The sequence below is a fragment of the Allolucifera butyrica genome (assembly GCF_900476375.1).
In the GTDB taxonomy this organism is placed as follows: Bacteria; Bacillota; Negativicutes; order Sporomusales; family UPPP01; genus Lucifera; species Lucifera butyrica.
This window is the reverse complement of sequence record NZ_UPPP01000089.1, coordinates 1-18,245: the sequence shown is the minus strand read 5'-3', so window position 1 is coordinate 18,245 and position 18,245 is coordinate 1. Positions and strand designations below refer to the sequence as shown.

Genomic DNA, 18,245 nt, shown 5'->3' with positions numbered 1-18,245 from the left:
CCGGAACACACTATATTTACTATAGGTTTTAGCTAAAAAAAACTTTTTTCCTGCAAATATTATAACGCAGGCGAAGTGTATGGTCAGGGGTTCGGCATGCCTCGCCTCCACCAAAATTTGGGAATTAATTAAAAACCTGCCTAATCAGCAGGTTTTTGTTATTGCAAGAGTCTTATATGTCAAGGTGACGGCATTTTCTACGCGTACGCTATTCTTCTAAATTCTTAAAAGTATTACTATTACAACAGAGACCACAACTACATATAGTATCACCAAATTTTAAAGAATAGGCTTGTGCAAGTTCGCCATTTGTTTTAACTACACTTTTAGCAAAATTCTCATTAGCTTCCGATACTTTTGTTAGAACGTTAGCCTTTCTTTGAGTATCTATTATAGCTCCAATCGGAACATAGCTATTAGGAGGAATTCGTACTCCATTTGTTACAATAGCTGCTAAATCAATGTAACAGCCATCTTCCACAATGGCGTTAAAGACAATCGCGTTAAATCCTACAAAAGTATTATCTTCAACAATGCATGGACCATGAATTAGAGCTCCATGAGCAGCACTAACTTTATTTCCTAAATAGATAGAATATTGTTCATTATGCACAGTTAATCGCATATTTTTCAAACCATGTAAAATCACTCCATCTTGTAAGTTGGTTTTATTTCCAATATGAAATGGTGTTCCTTCATCAGCTCTAATTGTCACATTACATCCAATAAACACTTCTTTTTTTATTCGGACATCTCCAATAATGCTAGAAAAAGGACCGATAAAAGCAGTTTTATCAATAGTAGGATATACGCTAACACGATTAAAAGAAGTCGCAGGATTACTAGTAACAAAATATGAATATCTATTATTTATTTCTGCAGGCCTTTGTCCAACAGGTTTTTCTAGACTCATAGCGATATCTCCTTATATAGTAATATTAGGGTTACATAGAACTCTAATATATTCTATGAATTAGTAGTGATTATGTCACATAATTAAAGAGTATATTTAGTAAAGAAATTGGCATGAAAGTGCGCGAAGCTTTCTGATGATTCTCATAAGGAGGATGGCTACAGAAAGACTGGAGATCGTGAAGCTATTTCTTACGAGTTTGTTGAAACTCTATCATTAGATTAATTTGTTCTATGGTATTTTCCGACGTTTCTAAACCGCAGGCAGGATAAGGTTAGTATGGGAAAAACACCAAATTGTCAGTTCCTTGTTGAATGATTTTTGGATGGGTTTTCCCTGAGCCGTTTATACGAAGAGCAGTTAGCTTTTGGTAACAATAGTTTAGCGCGTAATTGGTGTCGGTTCGCCTCCACCAATCAAAATTCGGAAAACATTTGATTAATAAGTTGTCGAATAAAGAACGGTCCTAGGTGTTTTCCATAAAACTTGGGGATGTCGACAACCCCGTCCCCTTGACACTAAAAGATTGTTTCATTAAATTAATAAATTCGACTGCCGCCTTAGATAGATACCTGCTTTTGCAATAAGCAACGATAACAGTTCGTAATGGCATTGGGCAAAGAGAAAAATAGCAGGGGTTTTTGCTGATGTTGCTAGCGCGGATAAGCGTGTCAGGCAGTAAGGCTGCGCCCATTCCTGCACCTACCAATGCCTGGGCGGCATTCATGCTTTGGGTTTCTAATAAAATGCGCGGTTTAAATTCAGCTTTATTGCATAAATCGAAAAAGACATTATGGAGCTTTTGCCCTTTATCCATGAGGATAAAAGGGGTTTCACGGACATCCTGTAGTTTGATTTGCGGCGGATTAAGATAATCTCCAGGTTGACGCTGAAACTTTATGCATAGTGGATGATTTGGCGGTAGAGCAAGCAGTAATTCTTCCTGGAACAATTCTTCATAGTCAAAGAGTTTTGTATTGATGGGTAGCAGTGAGATTGAAAAATCTGTTTGACCATTTAAGGCGAGTTCTTCTAATCGATGTGTGGTATCTTCCTTCAAAATAAGTTCCAGTCCGGGAAATCTTTGTTTAAATATAGGAATAATCTGCGAAAGCAGGTACGTATTACGGAAAGGTGAGCTTCCGATAGTCAGGTGGCCCCGACGTAAATTGGCTACATCATCAACCATTTTCGTGAATTGATCGCTTAAATCCAAAATTTTTTTGGCTGTCTCAATATAAAGCTCACCAATATCGGTGAGCTTTAATGGCGTGCTGCTTCGGTCAAACAGGGGAAATCCAATTTTTTCTTCCAGTTTAAGAATAACTTGGCTTAAAGAAGGCTGGGAAATATAGAGTTTTTTGGCTGCTAAAGAAAAACTTTTTTCTTCGGCTACTTTGAGAACATATTTTAATTGATGATATTCCATTGGGATATATCTGCTCCTTTGTATAGGCAGAAACCTATAATGTTTATATAATTTTACGTATTAGACTTATTTATGAGTATAGCTTATACTTTAAATCGTGTAAAGGAGCGCGCAACTTTGCAAGAAAAAACTGACTTATCTTAATTTACATTAAATTAAGTATATTAAGAAGAGACAAAAGAATTGGTTTAAATTAATCTATCAAAGAAAGGAAAGCTTAGATTTGTGCTAGCAAGTCTATAGGGGTGGACATATGAATGTTGCTAAGGATGTAAAGAAGACGAATGTTCGTTGGATAACCGTGGCCATCTTGTTTCTTATTACCGTAATAAATTACGCCGACCGTGCTACTATTTCGCTCGCTGGTTCGGGGATAGAAAAACAATTTCATATGGGCCCGGTAGCAATGGGCTATATCTTTTCAGCCTTTGGCTGGGCATATGTTATATGCCAGTTGCCAGGAGGATACTGGTTAGATCGATTTGGCTCAAAAAGAGTATATGCATTTAGTATTTTTTTCTGGGCGTTAAGTTCAATACTTCAAGGATTTACCGGTTTTCTAGCTGTAGGAACTGCATTTGTTACTCTATTTATTTTACGGTTATTATCTGGAGCTGCAGAATCACCTACTTTTCCAGCAAATAGTAGAATTGTTGCGGCATGGTTTCCTGCTGCGGAGCGTGGTACCGCCGCAGCTATTTTTAGCGCGGGCCAAGCTGCTGCTACTGTAATTTTTGCGCCTTTAATGGGATGGATTATATTTACTTTTGGCTGGTATTATGCTTTTTGGTTCATGGGCATATTGGCAATGCTATTTACGTTAGTGTGGAAGAAGTTCATTCATAACCCCAAAGATCATCCGATGGCTAATGAAGCGGAGATTCAATATATTGTAGAAGGCGGCGGTTTGGTTGATATGGATCAGACCAATGCTGGAGCTAAGAAGAATGAGTCTATCATGAAATATGTTAAACAACTGCTGCACAATCGGATGATGATAGGTATTTATATTGCGCAATACTGTATTAATGCCACGATATATTTCTTTATCACCTGGTTTCCAGTTTATCTGGTGCAGGCTCGGGGATTGTCAATTCTTAAAGCTGGCTTTGCCGCATCTGTACCAGCGATATTTGGTTTTGCCGGTGGCATTTTAGGCGGTATTTTATCCGACTTCTTATTGAAAAAAGGATATTCCTTAACCGTAGCTCGAAAAGTACCAATTGTGTTGGGAATGTTATTAGGCATGACAATAATTATTTGTAACTATGTGGATAGTGTATTTATGGTTATTGCTATTATGTCGGTGGCGTTTTTTGGTAAAGGATTTGGCCAACTTGGTTGGGCAGTGAATTCTGATACTGCGCCGAAGGCAATCGTGGGTGTAAGTGGTGGGGTATTAAACATTTTTGGCAATCTTACCAGTATTATCACTCCGATTACCATCGGCTATATTATTAAAATAACAGGGTCATACAATGATGCGCTAGTATTTATTGCCGCACATTGTTTGATTGCAATTCTTTGTTACCTGTTTATTGTTGGAGAAATTAAGCGTGTTGAGCTTAAGTAAAGTTCTGGCGCAAAAGTAAATATAAAAGTAGAAAGAGGATGATAGGTATGAGAAAGGACGAAGCGGTATTTCGTTTAACGGATACAATTGCAAAATTTGTGGCTTATACAGGCAAAGTATTACCTGATGATGTAAGAAAAAAATTGCAGGCGCTTGAGGCAGAAGAAGATACTCCGCTGGCAAAGGTTATCTATGAGACGATGTTTAAAAATCAAGAACTTGCCGTCCGGCTAAATCGGCCAAGCTGCCAGGATACGGGTGCTATCCAATTCTTTCTTCAGTGCGGCGCCAATTTCCCCTATATCGGAGCCATGGAAGAAATTTTACGGGAGGCAGTCATTCAGGCTACAAAGGATGCGCCGCTGCGTCATAACAGTGTCGAATCTTTTGATGAATATAATACTGGCAAAAACGTGGGAAAAGGAGTTCCAACAATTTTTTGGGATATTATTCCCGAAGATGATAAACTTGAAATTGATACGTACATGGCTGGCGGCGGATGCAGCCTGCCTGGCAAAGCTATGGTGCTCATGCCGGGCGAAGGATATGAGGGCGTAACTCGCTTTGTGCTAGATGTTATGACAAGCTATGGTCTTAATGCCTGCCCACCACTATTAGTTGGTGTTGGTATTGCAACTTCTATTGAAACGGCAGCTGTACTTTCTAAAAAAGCGTTGATGCGTCCGCTCGGAATGCATAATCCCAATGAACGTGCCGCCTCGATGGAAAAATTATTAGAAGATGGTATTAATAAAATTGGGTTAGGTCCACAGGGACTTACAGGAAAGAATTCTGTACTTGGCGTTCATATTGAAAATACGGCAAGGCACCCGTCGGTTATCGGTGTAGCCGTTAATGTTGGCTGCTGGTCACACCGCCGCGGGCACATAGTTTTTGACAGAGACCTGAATTATGCGATTAATTCTCATACGGAGGTGGAATTCTGATGGCAAAGAAAATTTTAACAACACCGATTAAAGCGGAAGACTTGGAAGATATCAACATAGGCGATATCGTGTATTTGAATGGATACATTACGACATGCCGCGATGTAGCCCATCGCCGGCTCATTGAAGAAGGGCGCAATTTACCGGTTGATATTGATGGCGGTGCCATTTTCCACGCAGGGCCGATCATTAGAACAATAGATGAAAATCAGTACGAAATGGTATCCGTTGGCCCAACAACCAGTATGCGCATGGAAAAGTTTGAAGAGGAATTCATTAAGGAAACCGGGGTCAAGCTTATTGTTGGCAAAGGTGGTATGGGTGAAGGTACAATGAAAGGTTGTCGCGATTATAAAGCCATTCATGCAGTCTTTCCTGCGGGATGTGCAGTAGTAGCTGCGACTTGCGTGGAAAAAATAGAGGATGCCAATTGGAAAGACCTCGGTATGCCAGAAACATTATGGACATGCAAGGTCAAAGAATTCGGTCCGCTCATTGTTTCAATTGATACACACGGACGAAATCTTTTTGAAGAAAATAAAGTGAAGTTCAATCAAATAAAGGAGAAAGTAATTGCTGAAATTTGCAAGCATGTCAGCTTTATCAAATAATGACTGCTGATATTGGCCTATATTTTGCGTTAACGAAAAAGTGGTATATGACGAGAGCAGATTGAATAAAAACAAAAAACAGGCCGGTTGAGGTGAAGTTTGATGTGCACCTTGACCGGCTTTCTGTTTGTATGTCTGATTAATAAAAAATTATCAATTATTAGATTAGTAGTGTCGCGAATGCAGGAAAATATCGAGAACCCCGTTCTTTTGACAAATCAGTGGGACAATGAAACTGTCCCTTGTATGTTCCTGAAGGATGAACCAAAGTATTATTTTTAAGGTGTGAGTACGTAGAAAGCAAAAAGAACGTCCCTTTGCTTCCTAGAGTGTCAGAAATTTGTGTAAAAACATATTATGTAACATATAGTGTTAAAGGAGGAAAGCTATATGTTTAATCCTTACTATAGCAGCGAATGTTGTTTAAGCGAAACGGAAGTTCATTTAAGGGACTGTTTCCGTTTGCTCTGGGAGCAACATGTTTATTGGACCAGAATGGTTATCTTAGGTATTGTGTTTGATTTGCCGGACTTGGAGCAAACTACGGAGCGGCTTCTGCGTAACGCACCTGATTTTGCTAAAGTATTTTGCCGTTTCTATGGAAATGAAATCGCATTCGAATTTGAACGCTTGATAAGGGATCATCTGGTTATTGCGGCGGAACTTGTGAAGGCGGCAAAGGCTGGAGATAGTAGAGCTGCGGTGGACGCTGAAAAAAGGTGGTATGAAAATGCCGAGGAAATCGTATGTTTCCTAAATCAAATTAACCCTAATTGGTCTGTTGAATGTATGAGAGAAATGTGGTTTACCCATTTGGCATTAACAAAAGAGGAGGCTGTCGCGATGCTTAAGGAGGATTATTCCAGAAGTATCGAGACATTTAATAAAATCGAGAAAGAGATATTAATGATGGCGGATGATTTTTCCAACGGCATTATATGTCAATTGCGAACCGTCCCCTGACTCGTCCTCTGACTCGTCTTTGCGGGGCTTTTTTGTGTGGAGGAGGTTGAAAAGGAAGGAAATTCCATACGTATGAAGAAAATAATCGTAGTAAAATGCCTACACGGCTATTGTCCAATAATATACAAGTTATCCCTGAGAGAAATTCCAATTTAGCCAAATTGATGGTTGTAACTATAGAATAACTGGAACGGACGATGGTAATATAGCGTGCATTGATTTAATTCCGTCCAGTTGGGGCTATATATTTGACAAGAAGGAATTGAGAGTATGGATGATCTACAGGATTTAGTAATTCTTTTGATCTGTCTGGCGATAACGGTAATTTTCTGTTATTTTATACTCCGTTTGGCAAGCCGGGATAGTCGGCTGATGAAAAAATTATCTTCGACCGGAGTTGTGGCCTTGGCAAGAATTGATAGGGCGGAACAGACTGGAACAATGATAAACGACCAGCCGCAACTGAGAATTTGGGTTACTGCCTACCCTGAAAACAGGCAACCGGTGCAGCTTGTTATTAAGCAGGTAGTTCCTTTGATTTCGATACCGCAAGTGCAAGTTGGATCTCAAGTGACGGTAGCGTATAACCCAAATAAAATTGAGGAGGCGATCATTTTAAGCCAGGAATACACCAATAAGTTAGAACACTATACCTCCCAAGACAATGAACTAAATCGTCTCCTTGCTAATCTGTATACGTCGATGCCCGAACATCAGGAAAATAATCTTGCGGCAGCAGTTGCTCCTTTTGGCAAAGACAAATATCCGACGTTTACTGAGGTCATCCAAGTAGCGAATAGCGGTCAATATATTAACGGCCATCCAATACAGAATGTTGTGTTTAAAGTCAATGTCCCAGAGAATGGTAGCCGGGAAATCCCATATACCTTACTAGCTCCTTCCTTTGCTCCTTACGAGAGAGGGGAGATGGTAGAAATGGTGTATAGTTATGTTGATGAAAGAGCCACGGGAGTCTTTAGCCGCAGTCCAGAGTATAAATATGAGGCGCGAAGTAAATTCGGCGATATTAGTCAAGCAGTATATCACCTGACAACGGTTAACCCGTCCGGTTATTATATGGGTGACGATGAATTTTTTTTCATTAAGGCCCAAGTAGCCTTTGATAATAGTGTAATTGAAGTGGAGATAGTGGCTCAGATGCCTAAAACAAGTAATTTACAGCCAGGCATGAATATCAGTAATTATTGTTGGCGAGAGAACTACAGTAAAAAAGCAAGGCTGCAAAAACAAAAACGGGGAATTGCCAAAGTCGATTACGTGGAAACATCCAAGGTTTGTTGGGGTCAAAATCCGCTAGTAAAGATCGGAGTAACTGTTGAGGATAATGAAATCAAAGCGTTAATTGAGGAACCGGTTCATACCTTGCGTATACCGGAGGTGGGAAACCATGTTTTTGTGGCATATAGCCCCCTAACAAAGGAAGCAACCCTGTTGGGAGGCAAGGTTTGAAAGAACAGACATAATAATAATAGACCCGCAGACGATAAGGGAGCCGTCATTACGCCGGCAAATGATAGAATAAAGGAAAAACAAAGAAATAAATGGCAAGATGTGCGAGGGAGGTATTCTAATGAATGACATTATTGCCCGGTTGCAGCAAGGTGGGGATTTGAGGTCTATCGGTCAAGTAATTCACTGCAGGCGATAGCCGAAATTGCAGATAGACATATTGATTATAGAAACCTTGCACTTGGAAAGATTGAACAAGGAATATTATCAGGAAGCCCAGCAGTAAAAAAACGAGCCGAAAAATTGGCAGAGTTATCAAAGAGGCGGTATAACAATGCGAATATCACTTAGACCAGCATGTACTACTGACAGTAAAGCCGTGACTGGAGGGCTTGGTCAGGCCGGGAACAGGTATTGGATAAAAAGCTTGATTTTCTATCATCATTAAACTTCTGCCCCAATATGTAGAACTTGGCAGGAGTTTTGTTTTTTATGGGAAATAAAGGGTGTAGGCATTTTGAAATAAACGAGAAATGGTCATAGTTTTTCGGAAAATAGGTATAGTTCAAAGGGGTGTCGACAACCCCGTCCCCTTGACACTGTTTTTATGTGCATTTCTAGGCGTCTTTATTGCCTTGCAAAGGGGTGGGATTATTGTGGATAAGATCGCTAGAGTGTCAATTACCACTATTATAACTATTTTTTTAGCGCATCATTTGTCAATGTTACTTCATGAATGGACACATAGCACAATAGCATGGATCTACGGATATAAAGCAAGTCCGTTTGATATTTATTATGGAGACTGGACATTGCTATCTGCTTGGGAGCTAATTGATTACAAGTCGATTTTGGCTGAAGGTAAAGGAAAAATTGTGTCAATAATAGCCATTAGCCCAATTATTTTGGGTGGAATTCTTTACTTGCTTGGCGTAATGCTTTTATCAAAACGGCAAATAAAGAACAACAAGATATTATGGTACTTTCTATTCTGGTTTACGTTATCTAATCTTGGTCAAGTTTTGGATTACATACCCATCAGAACTTTTACCGCTTATCATGATGGGCTTTTACGCGGGGATATTGGCCATTTTATACAAGGCTTGAATCTATCACCATGGATTGTCTTTATTCCTGGTACATTATTCGTTGTTATGGGAGTATGGGAAGTTTTAAAATTTGAAGTTTCCAGAGCGTATGTGGTAATGGGGGTCTCCGATTTACGAACCAGAAAGCGGTTATTATTCCTCGTATTGGCATATTTGTTCTTCTGGTATGGTTCATCTGGTTTCCATGTATCTTTTATTTCAGACGTTTTCAGCTGTATATCAATTTTAGCTGTACCGGTGCTATTTTATTATTACAATCCGGCTCGTGAAGGGTTAGAAAAATAAAATTGAAAAGTTGCATTAGGATTAACATAGGAGCCTGGGAAGATTTGAGGGAAGGTTAGAAAGCTAAAGGGTAAGAAAATAGATCGCAGAATATTGACTGACTGGCCACTCTCTGATAATATAATAATATATTTAGTAATACAGCTTAGGGAGAAAAAGTATGGCCAGACCAAGAAGTGACGATAGACGGAATGCGATAATGTCAGCGGCGATACGCATAATCGCCGCACAGGGGCTAGGGGGAGCTACGGCAGCGATTGCAAAGGAGGCTGGCGTCTCTAATGGGTCACTCTTCACCTACTTTGAGACGAAAGCCGACTTGTTGAACCAGCTTTACTTAGAACTTAAAGCAGAGATGGCCACGGCCGCCTTAGATGGACTCCCGAAAGAGAGTGACATACGCCAACAGGCGTTCTATATGTGGTCCCACTTGCTGCGCTGGGCAACGTCCTACCCCGAAAAACGCAGGACGCTCGCGCATTTATACGTATCAGACGATATCACCCCGGAGAGCCATCAGGCTGCGAGCCGCGCGTTCACTAACATCAGTGAGCTTCTGGAACGGAGCCGCGAGAATGGACCGATGCGTGATGCTCCGCTAGAGTTCATCGTCGCCTTGATGAGTGCGCTTATTGACACGACAATCAACTTCATGATCCATGACTCGGCCAACGCAGACAAACATTGTATGGATGCGTTCGATGCCTTTTGGCGAATGATTGCATAATTTTTTACTCATAAATGACTAACTAGACACTCATTTAAAAGAGGGGTACAAACGATGCCATTTGTAAATTGTAACGGAAAATAAAGGACAAGAAATGAAGTTTCAATAGAAATGTGCAAAAGCCTGAATGATTAGCCTTATAGGGGAACTGGTTTATAAATTTAAATAACATCAATGGTGAGGTATGTGAACATGAAGAAAACGATTTTTTACTTTTCTGCAACAGGAAATAGTCTGCAAACCGCCCTTGATATCGCCGCTGCTTTAGGTGATACTGATGTGTTACCAATCTCCAAAGTCGGAATGAATTATAAATGCAATAGCGAAGTAATCGGTTTTGTATTTCCTACTTATGCATTTGGACTGCCCAATATGGTACAAGGATTTATTAAAAGCGGTGATTTCAATAAAAATGCTTATTTCTTTTCGGTGGTCACCTGCGGGGGAGCTATTGGTACAAGCTTAGCTGATGTCGATAATATCCTGAAAGAAAAAGGGGGATATTTACATTACGGATCTAAACTGCCTATTTTGTCAACTTACATACTGATGGTTGATATAAAGACCGATAAACTGCCCAAACTGCTCTCGAAGGCTGACACTCGGCTTAGTGGCATCATTCAAGCCATTAAGAGCAGAAAGGAATGTAAAATAAAAGGCGGTTCGGGACCTCTTGCTTTTCTTTTTAAGACGATGCATAAAAAATCAGTTGCCAAATACAAGTTTACTGATAAAAATTATAGCATTTCAGAATGTTGTACAAAATGCGGCATTTGTGTTTCGGTTTGTCCAGTAAAAAATATTGAGATTGTAGATGAAAAAGTAACATTCAAGCATAACTGCGAACGTTGCCTTGCGTGTATTCATTGGTGTCCGCAAAAAGCCATCAATTATAAAGACATAACTCAAAGCAAGCAACGGTATCATCATCCTAAAGTAAAATTATCTCAATTACCGTAATTATTAAATAGTCTAGACTTGGATCTAGCGCAAGGAGGAATTTATTATGCGTATTTTTGTCACAGGTGCAACAGGCTTCATAGGATCTGCGGTTGTTCGCGAACTTATCGATGTGGGTCATCAAGTCGTCGGCTTTGCCCGTTCCGACAAGAGTGACGCAGCGTTAACGGCTGCCGGGGCTGCAGTACATCATGGTTCATTGGATGACCTCGACAGCCTGCGCAGAGGAGCAGCCGCTGCGGACGGTGTCATTCACCTGGCATTCATACATGACTTCAGCAACTACGCCGGCGCCGTCGCTGCTGATTTGCGTGCCATTGAAGCGATGGGTGCCGCTCTAGACGGGTCCGGCAAGCCCTTCGTAATTACCTCCGGAACATTGGCGGTCCCGTCACTAGGGCGTTTGGCAACGGAAGAGGACCAGGGGGCGGCTGAATTTCCCCGGGCCGCGTCGGAGAATGCGGCAATTGCGCTGGTTGAGCGCGGAGTACGATCCTCGGTCGTGCGGCTTGCGCCGTGCGTACATGATTTCAATCGGCATGGCTTTGCTTCGGTACTCATCGACATTGCCCGCAGGAAGGGGGTGTCAGCCTTTGTCGGCGAAGGTTCGAACCGCTGGCCCGCCGTACATCGGCTTGATGCGGCGCATCTGTTTCGGTTAGCCGTGGAAGCCGCCCCGGCCGGCTCACAGTTACACGGAGTTGGTGAGGAGGGCGTATTGTTCCGGGACATTGCCGATGCCATCGGACGCCGACTGAATCTACCGGTGGTAAGTATTTCCCGGGGAGAGGCAGATGCCCACTTTGGCTGGCTTTCCGCCTTTGTGACAACCGATAATCCAACGTCAAGTGTGCTGACCCAGGAACGGCTGGGCTGGAGGCCAGAGGGTCCTGCATTGACCGCGGACATCGGTTCTGCCTAGGTATGCCCTTAAAAGCCTGATTATGTATATTCTCAGGGAAATCCAAACGCCCAGGCTTTTAACACCTTGTATTTTTGCGAATGGAATAATAAACTTCTGCCTCAATATAGAATTTGGCAGGAGTTTTGTTTTTTATGGGAAATAAAGGGTGTAGGCATTTTGAGATAAACGAGAAATGGTCATAGTTTTTCGGAAAATAGGTATAGATTTAATACTTTCATACATTTTTGTGCCTTGAGCGGCGGGCCGCTTGCGGTACATAGAGAAAGGAATGAAAATTTTTATGAAAAGTAGTGTGGAAAGTGCTAGTAACAGAACGGGTAACCGAATATACTTTTTAGATAATTTACGTGCTTTTATTGTTCTGTTGGTTATTGCCTTTCATGTCTCAATTACTTATATGGCGCATGCCCCTCAATGGTGGTATGTCGTGGATACGCAGAACAGTTCCTTGTTTACTTTATTTGTTATGGCAACAGATGTTTATATTATGCCTATTATGTTTTTTATTGCCGGTTATTTTGCAGTACCTGTCCTGCAGAGAAAGGGAACCATAGTATTTCTTAAAGACAAATTTTTCCGTATTGTTCTTCCCTGGATAGGTGGTGTGTTGTTTCTGGCTCCGGTTATTACTTATATGATTTGGTATAGCCGGTCTAGTACACCACCAGAGTATTTTCTTTACGTAAAAACGATGTTTTTTACGCCCGTTATCTTTAACCATGCTCATTATTGGTTTTTAGGTGAATTAAGTTATTTCTTTTTAGGTGTGGCGATATTATATACTATGAACCCGGCTATTTTTGAGCGAAAAGCCATAGCGCAAGCGCCTTCCGGATATTTTTTCCCTTTGTTTGGATTCATTATGGCAGTCAGTTTCTTTATTCCTAGTCTATTCTTTCTTCCGGATACCTGGTTTAATAAACTATATATCATCTCTCTGCAGCCATCTCGGTTTGGGGCCTACATTGGTTATTTTGTTTTAGGGATATATGCCTGGAAAAATTTATGGTTTACAGATGGAGGCTATATGCCGCGATTGGGGCGATGGTTCAGCGCCGCAATTATATTGTTGATAGTATTTCTTGTTTACCGAGTTACTTTTGCAGATACCACTCCTCTTTTATTAAAAGTAGGGAATGCAGCACTCCATTCCTATTTCTGCCTTGCTGCTGTGTTTGCTTTTATAGCCTTTTTTCATCGATATGTGGATAGCAGTGCATATCTGTGGCGCAGACTTTCGGCCAATTCTTATACCATGTACTACATTCACCAACTGATCGTAATATCTGCTACTTATATGGCACTAAAAATACAGTTACCTGTTTTCTTTAAATATCTTTTAGTGGCAGGTTCATGTATGGTACTATGTTTCTTACTTTCAGAATATGTAATAGGAAAACTAAAAAGATTGCCTCCTGCCTCTAGCGGCAATAAGCAAACTATATAATGACGGCTGTTAATATACTGTTTTAATCCAGCCACTTTATTATTAGATACGGAGAACCGTATCACTGATAACGGTGTAAAATGGGCTTCAATCCTTGTGTAATGCAAGGGTTGGGGCCTTGTTTTGTGTGTTTCTATATCTGGGAGACCGTTGCCATCATAGCCCTGAAAATTTAAAAACTCCATATTAGGTGTAGCAAAGCTTTTTATACACTTTAAAATACACCCATATTGCATTTATCAGCAGCAATGCGCTGGTTGCAAAAAAGACATATGAAATACCTAAATAGGCTGCCAGCTGCCCGCCTAAAACAGAGCCACCAAATACGCCCAGATATCCGGCAGACATGGTAAGACCAAAAACTCCACCTACAAGTGAATCTGGTGTAATTTTCTTAACAAGGGTATTAATAGAAGGGTTCAACCCAGCTATCGCTAAGCCCAATAAAAAGCGCAGCCCTATCAATTGCCATGGATTTTTTACAAAGGCTTGTGGTATATAAATGATTCCGGCAACAATGAGCGCAATTAATATAACTTTATGCGCACCTATTTTATCAGAAAGTCTGCCCAGCCTTGGAGCTGAAATTATGTTTGCCAGCCCTGAGGCGGAGAACGCTAATCCGGCCAACAGTGCGACATGAGCAGTAGCAGTACCTTTGGTTAATTGGGTGACGTAAACAGTTACGATGGGTTCTATAGAATATAACCCTAGAGTTAAAATGAAAAAGGTTACAAGCAGAATAATAGTCAAACTCTTTTCAGGGACATCTTCCCATATCTTCTTGATACTATTTGCTTTTTTATCCTGACGGACAAAAGATTCTTTTACAAATAAGGCGGTCATAATAAATGCAATCAGCAGTAAGGCACCTGTTATGAAAAATACAGGTTGAAAGCCAAGGGTCTCTTCTATAAATCCGCCAATTATTGGGCCAAGTAGAGAACCGGCAATACTTCCAGTTGAAAGTGTGCCTAAAGCATATCCCGCGTGTTCCTTATCCGTCTGAGTGGCAATTAAAGCGGTACACGCTGTACTAAAACCTGTGATAACACCCTCCAACAATCTTAATCCTATTAGTATATATATATTCGGCGCAAATCCCATACAAGAGATAACCAATGCCATACCCAGGCTTGCCCGCAGAATCATTGGCTTTCGCCCAACTTTATCGGCAAAATGCCCCCAAATTGGTGAGAAAATAGCTGAAATTAAATAGGTAACACCAAAAGCAACGCCTGAAAGTTGGGCGATGGAAGATGTACTATGAACACCCAAATGCTGTATATAAAGCGGCAATACAGGGGCGATCTGACTCATTCCGATAGCTGCTACGAAAATTCCAAACCAGCAAACGATTAAATTTCTTTTCCAAAGCGGCATGAATATAACTCTCCTTATGTTCAAAGCTGTCTGATCTCAATCATATTGAAGGATAACAATCTCTTTATCTTCTTTGGATTCTTTTATATCGGCTTTGTCAATGTCCAGTTCCTCACACTTTTTCGTCTTTAACCCCGAAGCAGCAATGAACTTATCGACCTTTTCAAATAAAAAGCCAAGCAGCCCGAACGCCTTTGTCCGGTAATGCATCGGGATCACAATTGCCGGATTCAGCTGCTTCATGACTTGAACAGCATCCAGTGCACCAATGGTGGCGCGTCCGCCAGTGGGGAGCAGGAGTATGTCTACGGTTCCTATTTCGTTAATCTGAGTATCTGTTAGCACGTGGCCCAGATCGCCGCAGTGGCAAACATTGATTCCATCAATACTAAAGTTATATATCGTGTTTTTTCCTCTCTTGGTCCCCAAAGCCTTATCATGAAATGTTGCTACCCCTTTTATAGCAATACCATTTACATCAAAAGTACCCAGTTCGTTGAAATGGGTAAAGCTGCATTTGACTGCATTAATATTATTATGGTCGCTGTGATTGTGACTGGTAGATACGATATTCGCTTCAATTTCAGGTAACTTATAACCCAACATATTTTTGAACGGATCAGTGAGTATTTTTGTTCCATTTTCCGAAGTTATCAGAAAGCATGATTGGCCTAACCATTTGATTTTCAATTTACGCACCCCTTTTTATAGCTCTCAATATATTTACCGTATGCAACGGCATTTGGCGTTTGTGTATACGGCAACCTGTTTTTGTGGAGTGATTTGCCAATCTCCATTAACACCCGGTGAACTTCCGGATCTGCGTCCAGACAGGCGTCGGAAAGTACGATTAGACCGTAATCTTTGTCGGCGGCTTCCCGCAGAGTGGAAAGTACGACCCCACTTGTGGCAATGCCGGTTAAGATTAATGTATCGATCCTATGGGAGCGGAGAATAACCTCGAGATCACTACCGGCAAATGCGCTCACCCGTAATTTGGTCACCACGGGCTCAGCGGGACGAAGCGCCAGCGAATCGTGAATTTGCGACGAATCTTCGGAAATCGTCATTCCACCGCGTTTTGTAATGGTTGAAAACGACTTATTTTGGGCGCTTATTTCGGGATAGCCTTCCCGGAATGCGACTCTCACAAAAATAACTGGAATAGAATGTCGGCGAGCGGCCTCGACAGCTCGTTGGAACGGAATCAGTACTTTCCCATCTTCTGCAAAACGCGATACAATACCATTTTGTAAATCCATGACCAACAGAGCAGCTTTATTAGTTTGATTTTGCATTATTGTAAAATCCTCCTCAATAGATTATGATTAAGCGGAGAGTTCTCCTTTTATACTAAACGGAGATGTCTCCACTTGTCAATGGAATATCGAAATAAATGTCAGGAGTGAAAAACGAATGGATGAAAAAAATATAGAGCATACCCGTCCTGAACGCCGTGATGCTGCTGAGAACCGTCAGCGAATATTGGATGCAGCACTTAGACTGTTTGAACAAAATGGTGTCGAACAAGTTAGTATGAATCAAATTGCCACGGAAGCACAGATTGGTCCGGGAACGCTATATCGCCGCTATCGAAATAAAAGTGAGTTATGCTTGGATTTAATTAAGGATAATATTGTTCTTCTTTTCGATGATATTGATGAATACTTGGAGGCAAACCGGAAAAATGCGCCAGATCAACGGCTTAGGGGGCTGCTTGATTTATTTATTCGTTTCAGAGAAAAAAAGGCACAATTGCTTACCGGGGTCGAGGAATCAACGCCGATAAATTCATTTAAGTCTCGAATGCAGAGCCCTTTACATGACGACTTGCATCAATTATTTGTTGAACTATTTGACGAAATGCATGCAAACGAACAAAATTATCTTAACAGTGTCTTTAGAGCGGATATGTTGTTGATGGCTTTAAGCAAAGATTTCTATTCATTTCAAAGGAATGTAAGGGGTTATACGCCTGAACTACTTTTGGAGCAACTCGGCTTAATATTTCTCAATTGAAATTACACCTATACGATAAACGATGTCATAAAGGATACTAGGCGATCAATTTTGGCGCGTGAGTGTGAGTCAGGGGACGGTTCGAAACCACTGAAAAAGCCCTATTCTAAGCAGACCTCGATAATTCACAACGAAAATTTCTTAAAAATATATTTATCCAGAAAAAACTTTGCTTAAAACAAGCAAAATAAGAGGATACCAGAGATGCTATTCTTTTCAAATTAACCGCTAACACAGTTAGTTTGGCTTGAATGGTCATGCTCCGCAGACCATACCCTCGAGCACGGTCTAAACCATGAAAACGCTTCATTTCACCATTCTTCCATTCATGGCTGGCACGTTTTTTATACTTTTCCTGAAACTCAGCCGTTTTGGATCGTTGACTGTATTCGTAATATTCTCCAGCGTTGATTCCTACCGACAACTGCTTTACTTTAGATTTTCCATTAATACACTGGTTTATATTGGGACAGTTTATGCACACTTTTTTATCAAACGTATAGGTTAACATGGCCGCTTTGTTTTTTTGCCGCCGACATTTCTTTGAAATTGTATAATTACCCCTTTCGCAAAACCATTGATCGCTATCTTTATTATAGCTGAATTTGCTGTCATCAAGTTTATACACGGAAGCACTTACTGGAATAATGGTTTCCACTTGGTCTTCTTTTAAAATATCCAATATTGGTTTGCGAAAATAGCCTTTGTCGCCATAAAATTCTTTTATATCAAAGCCGCTTGTTTTTGTGCGTTTATATAAATCTTCAAATTTGCTGCCATCTACATAGGCTCCATCACTTACTTCTATAGCCGTTATGATCCGTTCTTCTGGAATCATGGCAAATTCTACTTTATATCCAAAAAAACTGTCCGTTTTTGATTTATAACCAACCCGTGCATCTTGGTCGATAAGTGAGCGAATTCCCTTTTGCAATATAAACTTTTCATCACTAATTATATTCGTCGCTTCGGTAATCGCATCTTGTGTGCATGGCATATCGGAAAATTCATTGCTTTCTTGGACTTTAGCAATCACTTCTTCTAAATAGGTTTTCATTACAGTCTTCGCTTCTTCATGATTTTCCATTGCTTTATAGTCGGGTATATTGGTATCCATTTCGGAAAGTATTTTTCCGTTTTCTCTATCCAATGTTTTAAATATTTTTTTCGCCAGATGCTTCATAATTCGTTCTGGCACTTTTTTTGTGGTATTAGCTGCTGTATGTGTAGCATCTATGCTAAGTCCATGGCTCTTAATAATGCCTTTCTCAATGCATTGGTGAACTACTTCCTGAATAATATCATCCATACTGGTATCTTTAAGTCTTTGCGTTCTGAATTTTGCAAGCAAGCTTGCATCTGGCAGTTCTTCATCAGGATTTATGCCGACAAACCACATATAGGCCAAGTTGAGTGACACTTCTTCAATTACCCTGACATCGGATAAGTTGTACAAATATTGGAGAATCAGGAGTTTAGCCATC

General features: G+C 40.7%; 17 protein-coding genes. 11 read left to right on the top strand and 6 right to left on the bottom strand.

The features are described from left to right. Positions 1–208: 208 nt before the first annotated feature. Together LUCIF_RS18120 and LUCIF_RS18115 are read right to left on the bottom strand one after the other, a co-directional pair. On the bottom strand, positions 209–913 hold the full coding sequence (locus LUCIF_RS18120) for an LbetaH domain-containing protein (protein WP_207857996.1): 705 nt from the start codon (positions 911–913) through the stop codon (positions 209–211). Positions 914–1,379: 466 nt separating this feature from the next. Continuing rightward, on the bottom strand, positions 1,380–2,342 hold the full coding sequence (locus LUCIF_RS18115) for a LysR family transcriptional regulator (protein ID WP_122629224.1): 963 nt from the start codon (positions 2,340–2,342) through the stop codon (positions 1,380–1,382). 253 nt (positions 2,343–2,595) lie between these two features. Here LUCIF_RS18115 and LUCIF_RS18110 point away from each other — a divergent pair, with 253 nt between their 5' ends. The 10 genes from LUCIF_RS18110 (at position 2,596) to LUCIF_RS18060 (ending at position 13,359) form a co-directional block, all read left to right on the top strand. Beyond that, positions 2,596–3,915 (top strand): MFS transporter, encoded by a 1,320-nt coding sequence (locus LUCIF_RS18110; RefSeq protein ID WP_122629223.1) that lies wholly within the window; start codon positions 2,596–2,598, stop codon positions 3,913–3,915. A gap of 47 nt (positions 3,916–3,962) precedes the next feature. Continuing rightward, positions 3,963–4,862, top strand: a complete 900-nt coding sequence (ttdA, locus tag LUCIF_RS18105; protein ID WP_122629222.1) for a L(+)-tartrate dehydratase subunit alpha — start codon at positions 3,963–3,965, stop codon at positions 4,860–4,862. After that, a complete protein-coding gene (gene ttdB / locus LUCIF_RS18100; RefSeq protein WP_122629221.1) occupies positions 4,862–5,473 on the top strand; it encodes a L(+)-tartrate dehydratase subunit beta in 612 nt (203 codons plus the stop codon). Before ttdA ends, ttdB begins: the two co-directional genes overlap by 1 nt. A gap of 369 nt (positions 5,474–5,842) precedes the next feature. Further along, the gene (locus tag LUCIF_RS18090) at positions 5,843–6,436 is read left to right on the top strand and encodes a hypothetical protein (RefSeq protein WP_207857993.1); all 594 of its coding nucleotides are present in this window, start codon (positions 5,843–5,845) and stop codon (positions 6,434–6,436) included. A gap of 270 nt (positions 6,437–6,706) precedes the next feature. Continuing rightward, positions 6,707–7,906 (top strand): hypothetical protein, encoded by a 1,200-nt coding sequence (locus tag LUCIF_RS18085; protein ID WP_122629219.1) that lies wholly within the window; start codon positions 6,707–6,709, stop codon positions 7,904–7,906. A gap of 656 nt (positions 7,907–8,562) precedes the next feature. After that, the gene (locus LUCIF_RS18080; RefSeq protein ID WP_126720610.1) at positions 8,563–9,300 is read left to right on the top strand and encodes a hypothetical protein; all 738 of its coding nucleotides are present in this window, start codon (positions 8,563–8,565) and stop codon (positions 9,298–9,300) included. A gap of 199 nt (positions 9,301–9,499) precedes the next feature. Then, on the top strand, positions 9,500–10,027 hold the full coding sequence (locus tag LUCIF_RS18075) for a TetR/AcrR family transcriptional regulator (RefSeq protein WP_207857991.1): 528 nt from the start codon (positions 9,500–9,502) through the stop codon (positions 10,025–10,027). A 192-nt stretch (positions 10,028–10,219) separates the two neighbouring features. Further along, positions 10,220–10,987, top strand: a complete 768-nt coding sequence (locus LUCIF_RS18070; protein ID WP_122629216.1) for an EFR1 family ferrodoxin — start codon at positions 10,220–10,222, stop codon at positions 10,985–10,987. Between the two features lie 46 nt (positions 10,988–11,033). Beyond that, positions 11,034–11,909, top strand: coding sequence for an SDR family oxidoreductase (locus LUCIF_RS18065; protein ID WP_122629215.1), 876 nt, complete (start codon positions 11,034–11,036; stop codon positions 11,907–11,909). A gap of 295 nt (positions 11,910–12,204) precedes the next feature. Further along, positions 12,205–13,359 carry an acyltransferase family protein gene (locus LUCIF_RS18060; RefSeq protein WP_207857989.1) on the top strand — a complete coding sequence of 385 codons (1,155 nt, stop codon included), beginning with the start codon at positions 12,205–12,207 and terminating at the stop codon, positions 13,357–13,359. Between the two features lie 186 nt (positions 13,360–13,545). On the opposite strand, the gene LUCIF_RS18055 is transcribed toward LUCIF_RS18060, so the two are convergent. From LUCIF_RS18055 to LUCIF_RS18045, 3 genes are read right to left on the bottom strand one after another with little or no spacing between them, the layout of a single operon-like run. Continuing rightward, positions 13,546–14,742, bottom strand: a complete 1,197-nt coding sequence (locus LUCIF_RS18055) for a multidrug efflux MFS transporter (RefSeq protein ID WP_122629214.1) — start codon at positions 14,740–14,742, stop codon at positions 13,546–13,548. Positions 14,743–14,778: 36 nt separating this feature from the next. Further along, a complete protein-coding gene (locus LUCIF_RS18050; RefSeq protein WP_122629213.1) occupies positions 14,779–15,432 on the bottom strand; it encodes an MBL fold metallo-hydrolase in 654 nt (217 codons plus the stop codon). Further along, positions 15,429–16,040, bottom strand: a complete 612-nt coding sequence (locus LUCIF_RS18045; protein WP_122629212.1) for a cysteine hydrolase family protein — start codon at positions 16,038–16,040, stop codon at positions 15,429–15,431. The genes LUCIF_RS18050 and LUCIF_RS18045 overlap by 4 nt, the downstream gene beginning before the upstream one ends. Positions 16,041–16,158: 118 nt before the next feature. Here LUCIF_RS18045 and LUCIF_RS18040 point away from each other — a divergent pair, with 118 nt between their 5' ends. Continuing rightward, positions 16,159–16,761, top strand: coding sequence for a TetR/AcrR family transcriptional regulator (locus LUCIF_RS18040; protein WP_122629211.1), 603 nt, complete (start codon positions 16,159–16,161; stop codon positions 16,759–16,761). A gap of 106 nt (positions 16,762–16,867) precedes the next feature. Here the strand turns inward: LUCIF_RS18040 and LUCIF_RS18035 are convergent. Beyond that, positions 16,868–18,245 (bottom strand): IS1182 family transposase (locus LUCIF_RS18035; RefSeq protein ID WP_122629282.1); only part of this gene is annotated, 1,378 nt, incomplete at its 5' end.

Excerpts from the sequence above, each read along its gene's own strand:
- LUCIF_RS18040 (WP_122629211.1), top strand. The coding sequence starts at position 16,159 with ATGGATGAAAAAAATATAGAGCATACCCGTCCTGAACGCCGTGATGCT.
- LUCIF_RS18065 (WP_122629215.1), top strand. The coding sequence starts at position 11,034 with ATGCGTATTTTTGTCACAGGTGCAACAGGCTTCATAGGATCTGCGGTT.
- LUCIF_RS18070 (WP_122629216.1), top strand. The coding sequence starts at position 10,220 with ATGAAGAAAACGATTTTTTACTTTTCTGCAACAGGAAATAGTCTGCAA.
- LUCIF_RS18045 (WP_122629212.1), bottom strand. The coding sequence starts at position 16,040 with ATGCAAAATCAAACTAATAAAGCTGCTCTGTTGGTCATGGATTTACAA.
- LUCIF_RS18055 (WP_122629214.1), bottom strand. The coding sequence starts at position 14,742 with ATGCCGCTTTGGAAAAGAAATTTAATCGTTTGCTGGTTTGGAATTTTC.
- LUCIF_RS18120 (WP_207857996.1), bottom strand. The coding sequence starts at position 913 with ATGAGTCTAGAAAAACCTGTTGGACAAAGGCCTGCAGAAATAAATAAT.
- LUCIF_RS18115 (WP_122629224.1), bottom strand. The coding sequence starts at position 2,342 with ATGGAATATCATCAATTAAAATATGTTCTCAAAGTAGCCGAAGAAAAA.
- LUCIF_RS18075 (WP_207857991.1), top strand. The coding sequence starts at position 9,500 with ATGTCAGCGGCGATACGCATAATCGCCGCACAGGGGCTAGGGGGAGCT.
- LUCIF_RS18110 (WP_122629223.1), top strand. The coding sequence starts at position 2,596 with ATGAATGTTGCTAAGGATGTAAAGAAGACGAATGTTCGTTGGATAACC.
- ttdA (WP_122629222.1), top strand. The coding sequence starts at position 3,963 with ATGAGAAAGGACGAAGCGGTATTTCGTTTAACGGATACAATTGCAAAA.
- ttdB (WP_122629221.1), top strand. The coding sequence starts at position 4,862 with ATGGCAAAGAAAATTTTAACAACACCGATTAAAGCGGAAGACTTGGAA.
- LUCIF_RS18085 (WP_122629219.1), top strand. The coding sequence starts at position 6,707 with ATGGATGATCTACAGGATTTAGTAATTCTTTTGATCTGTCTGGCGATA.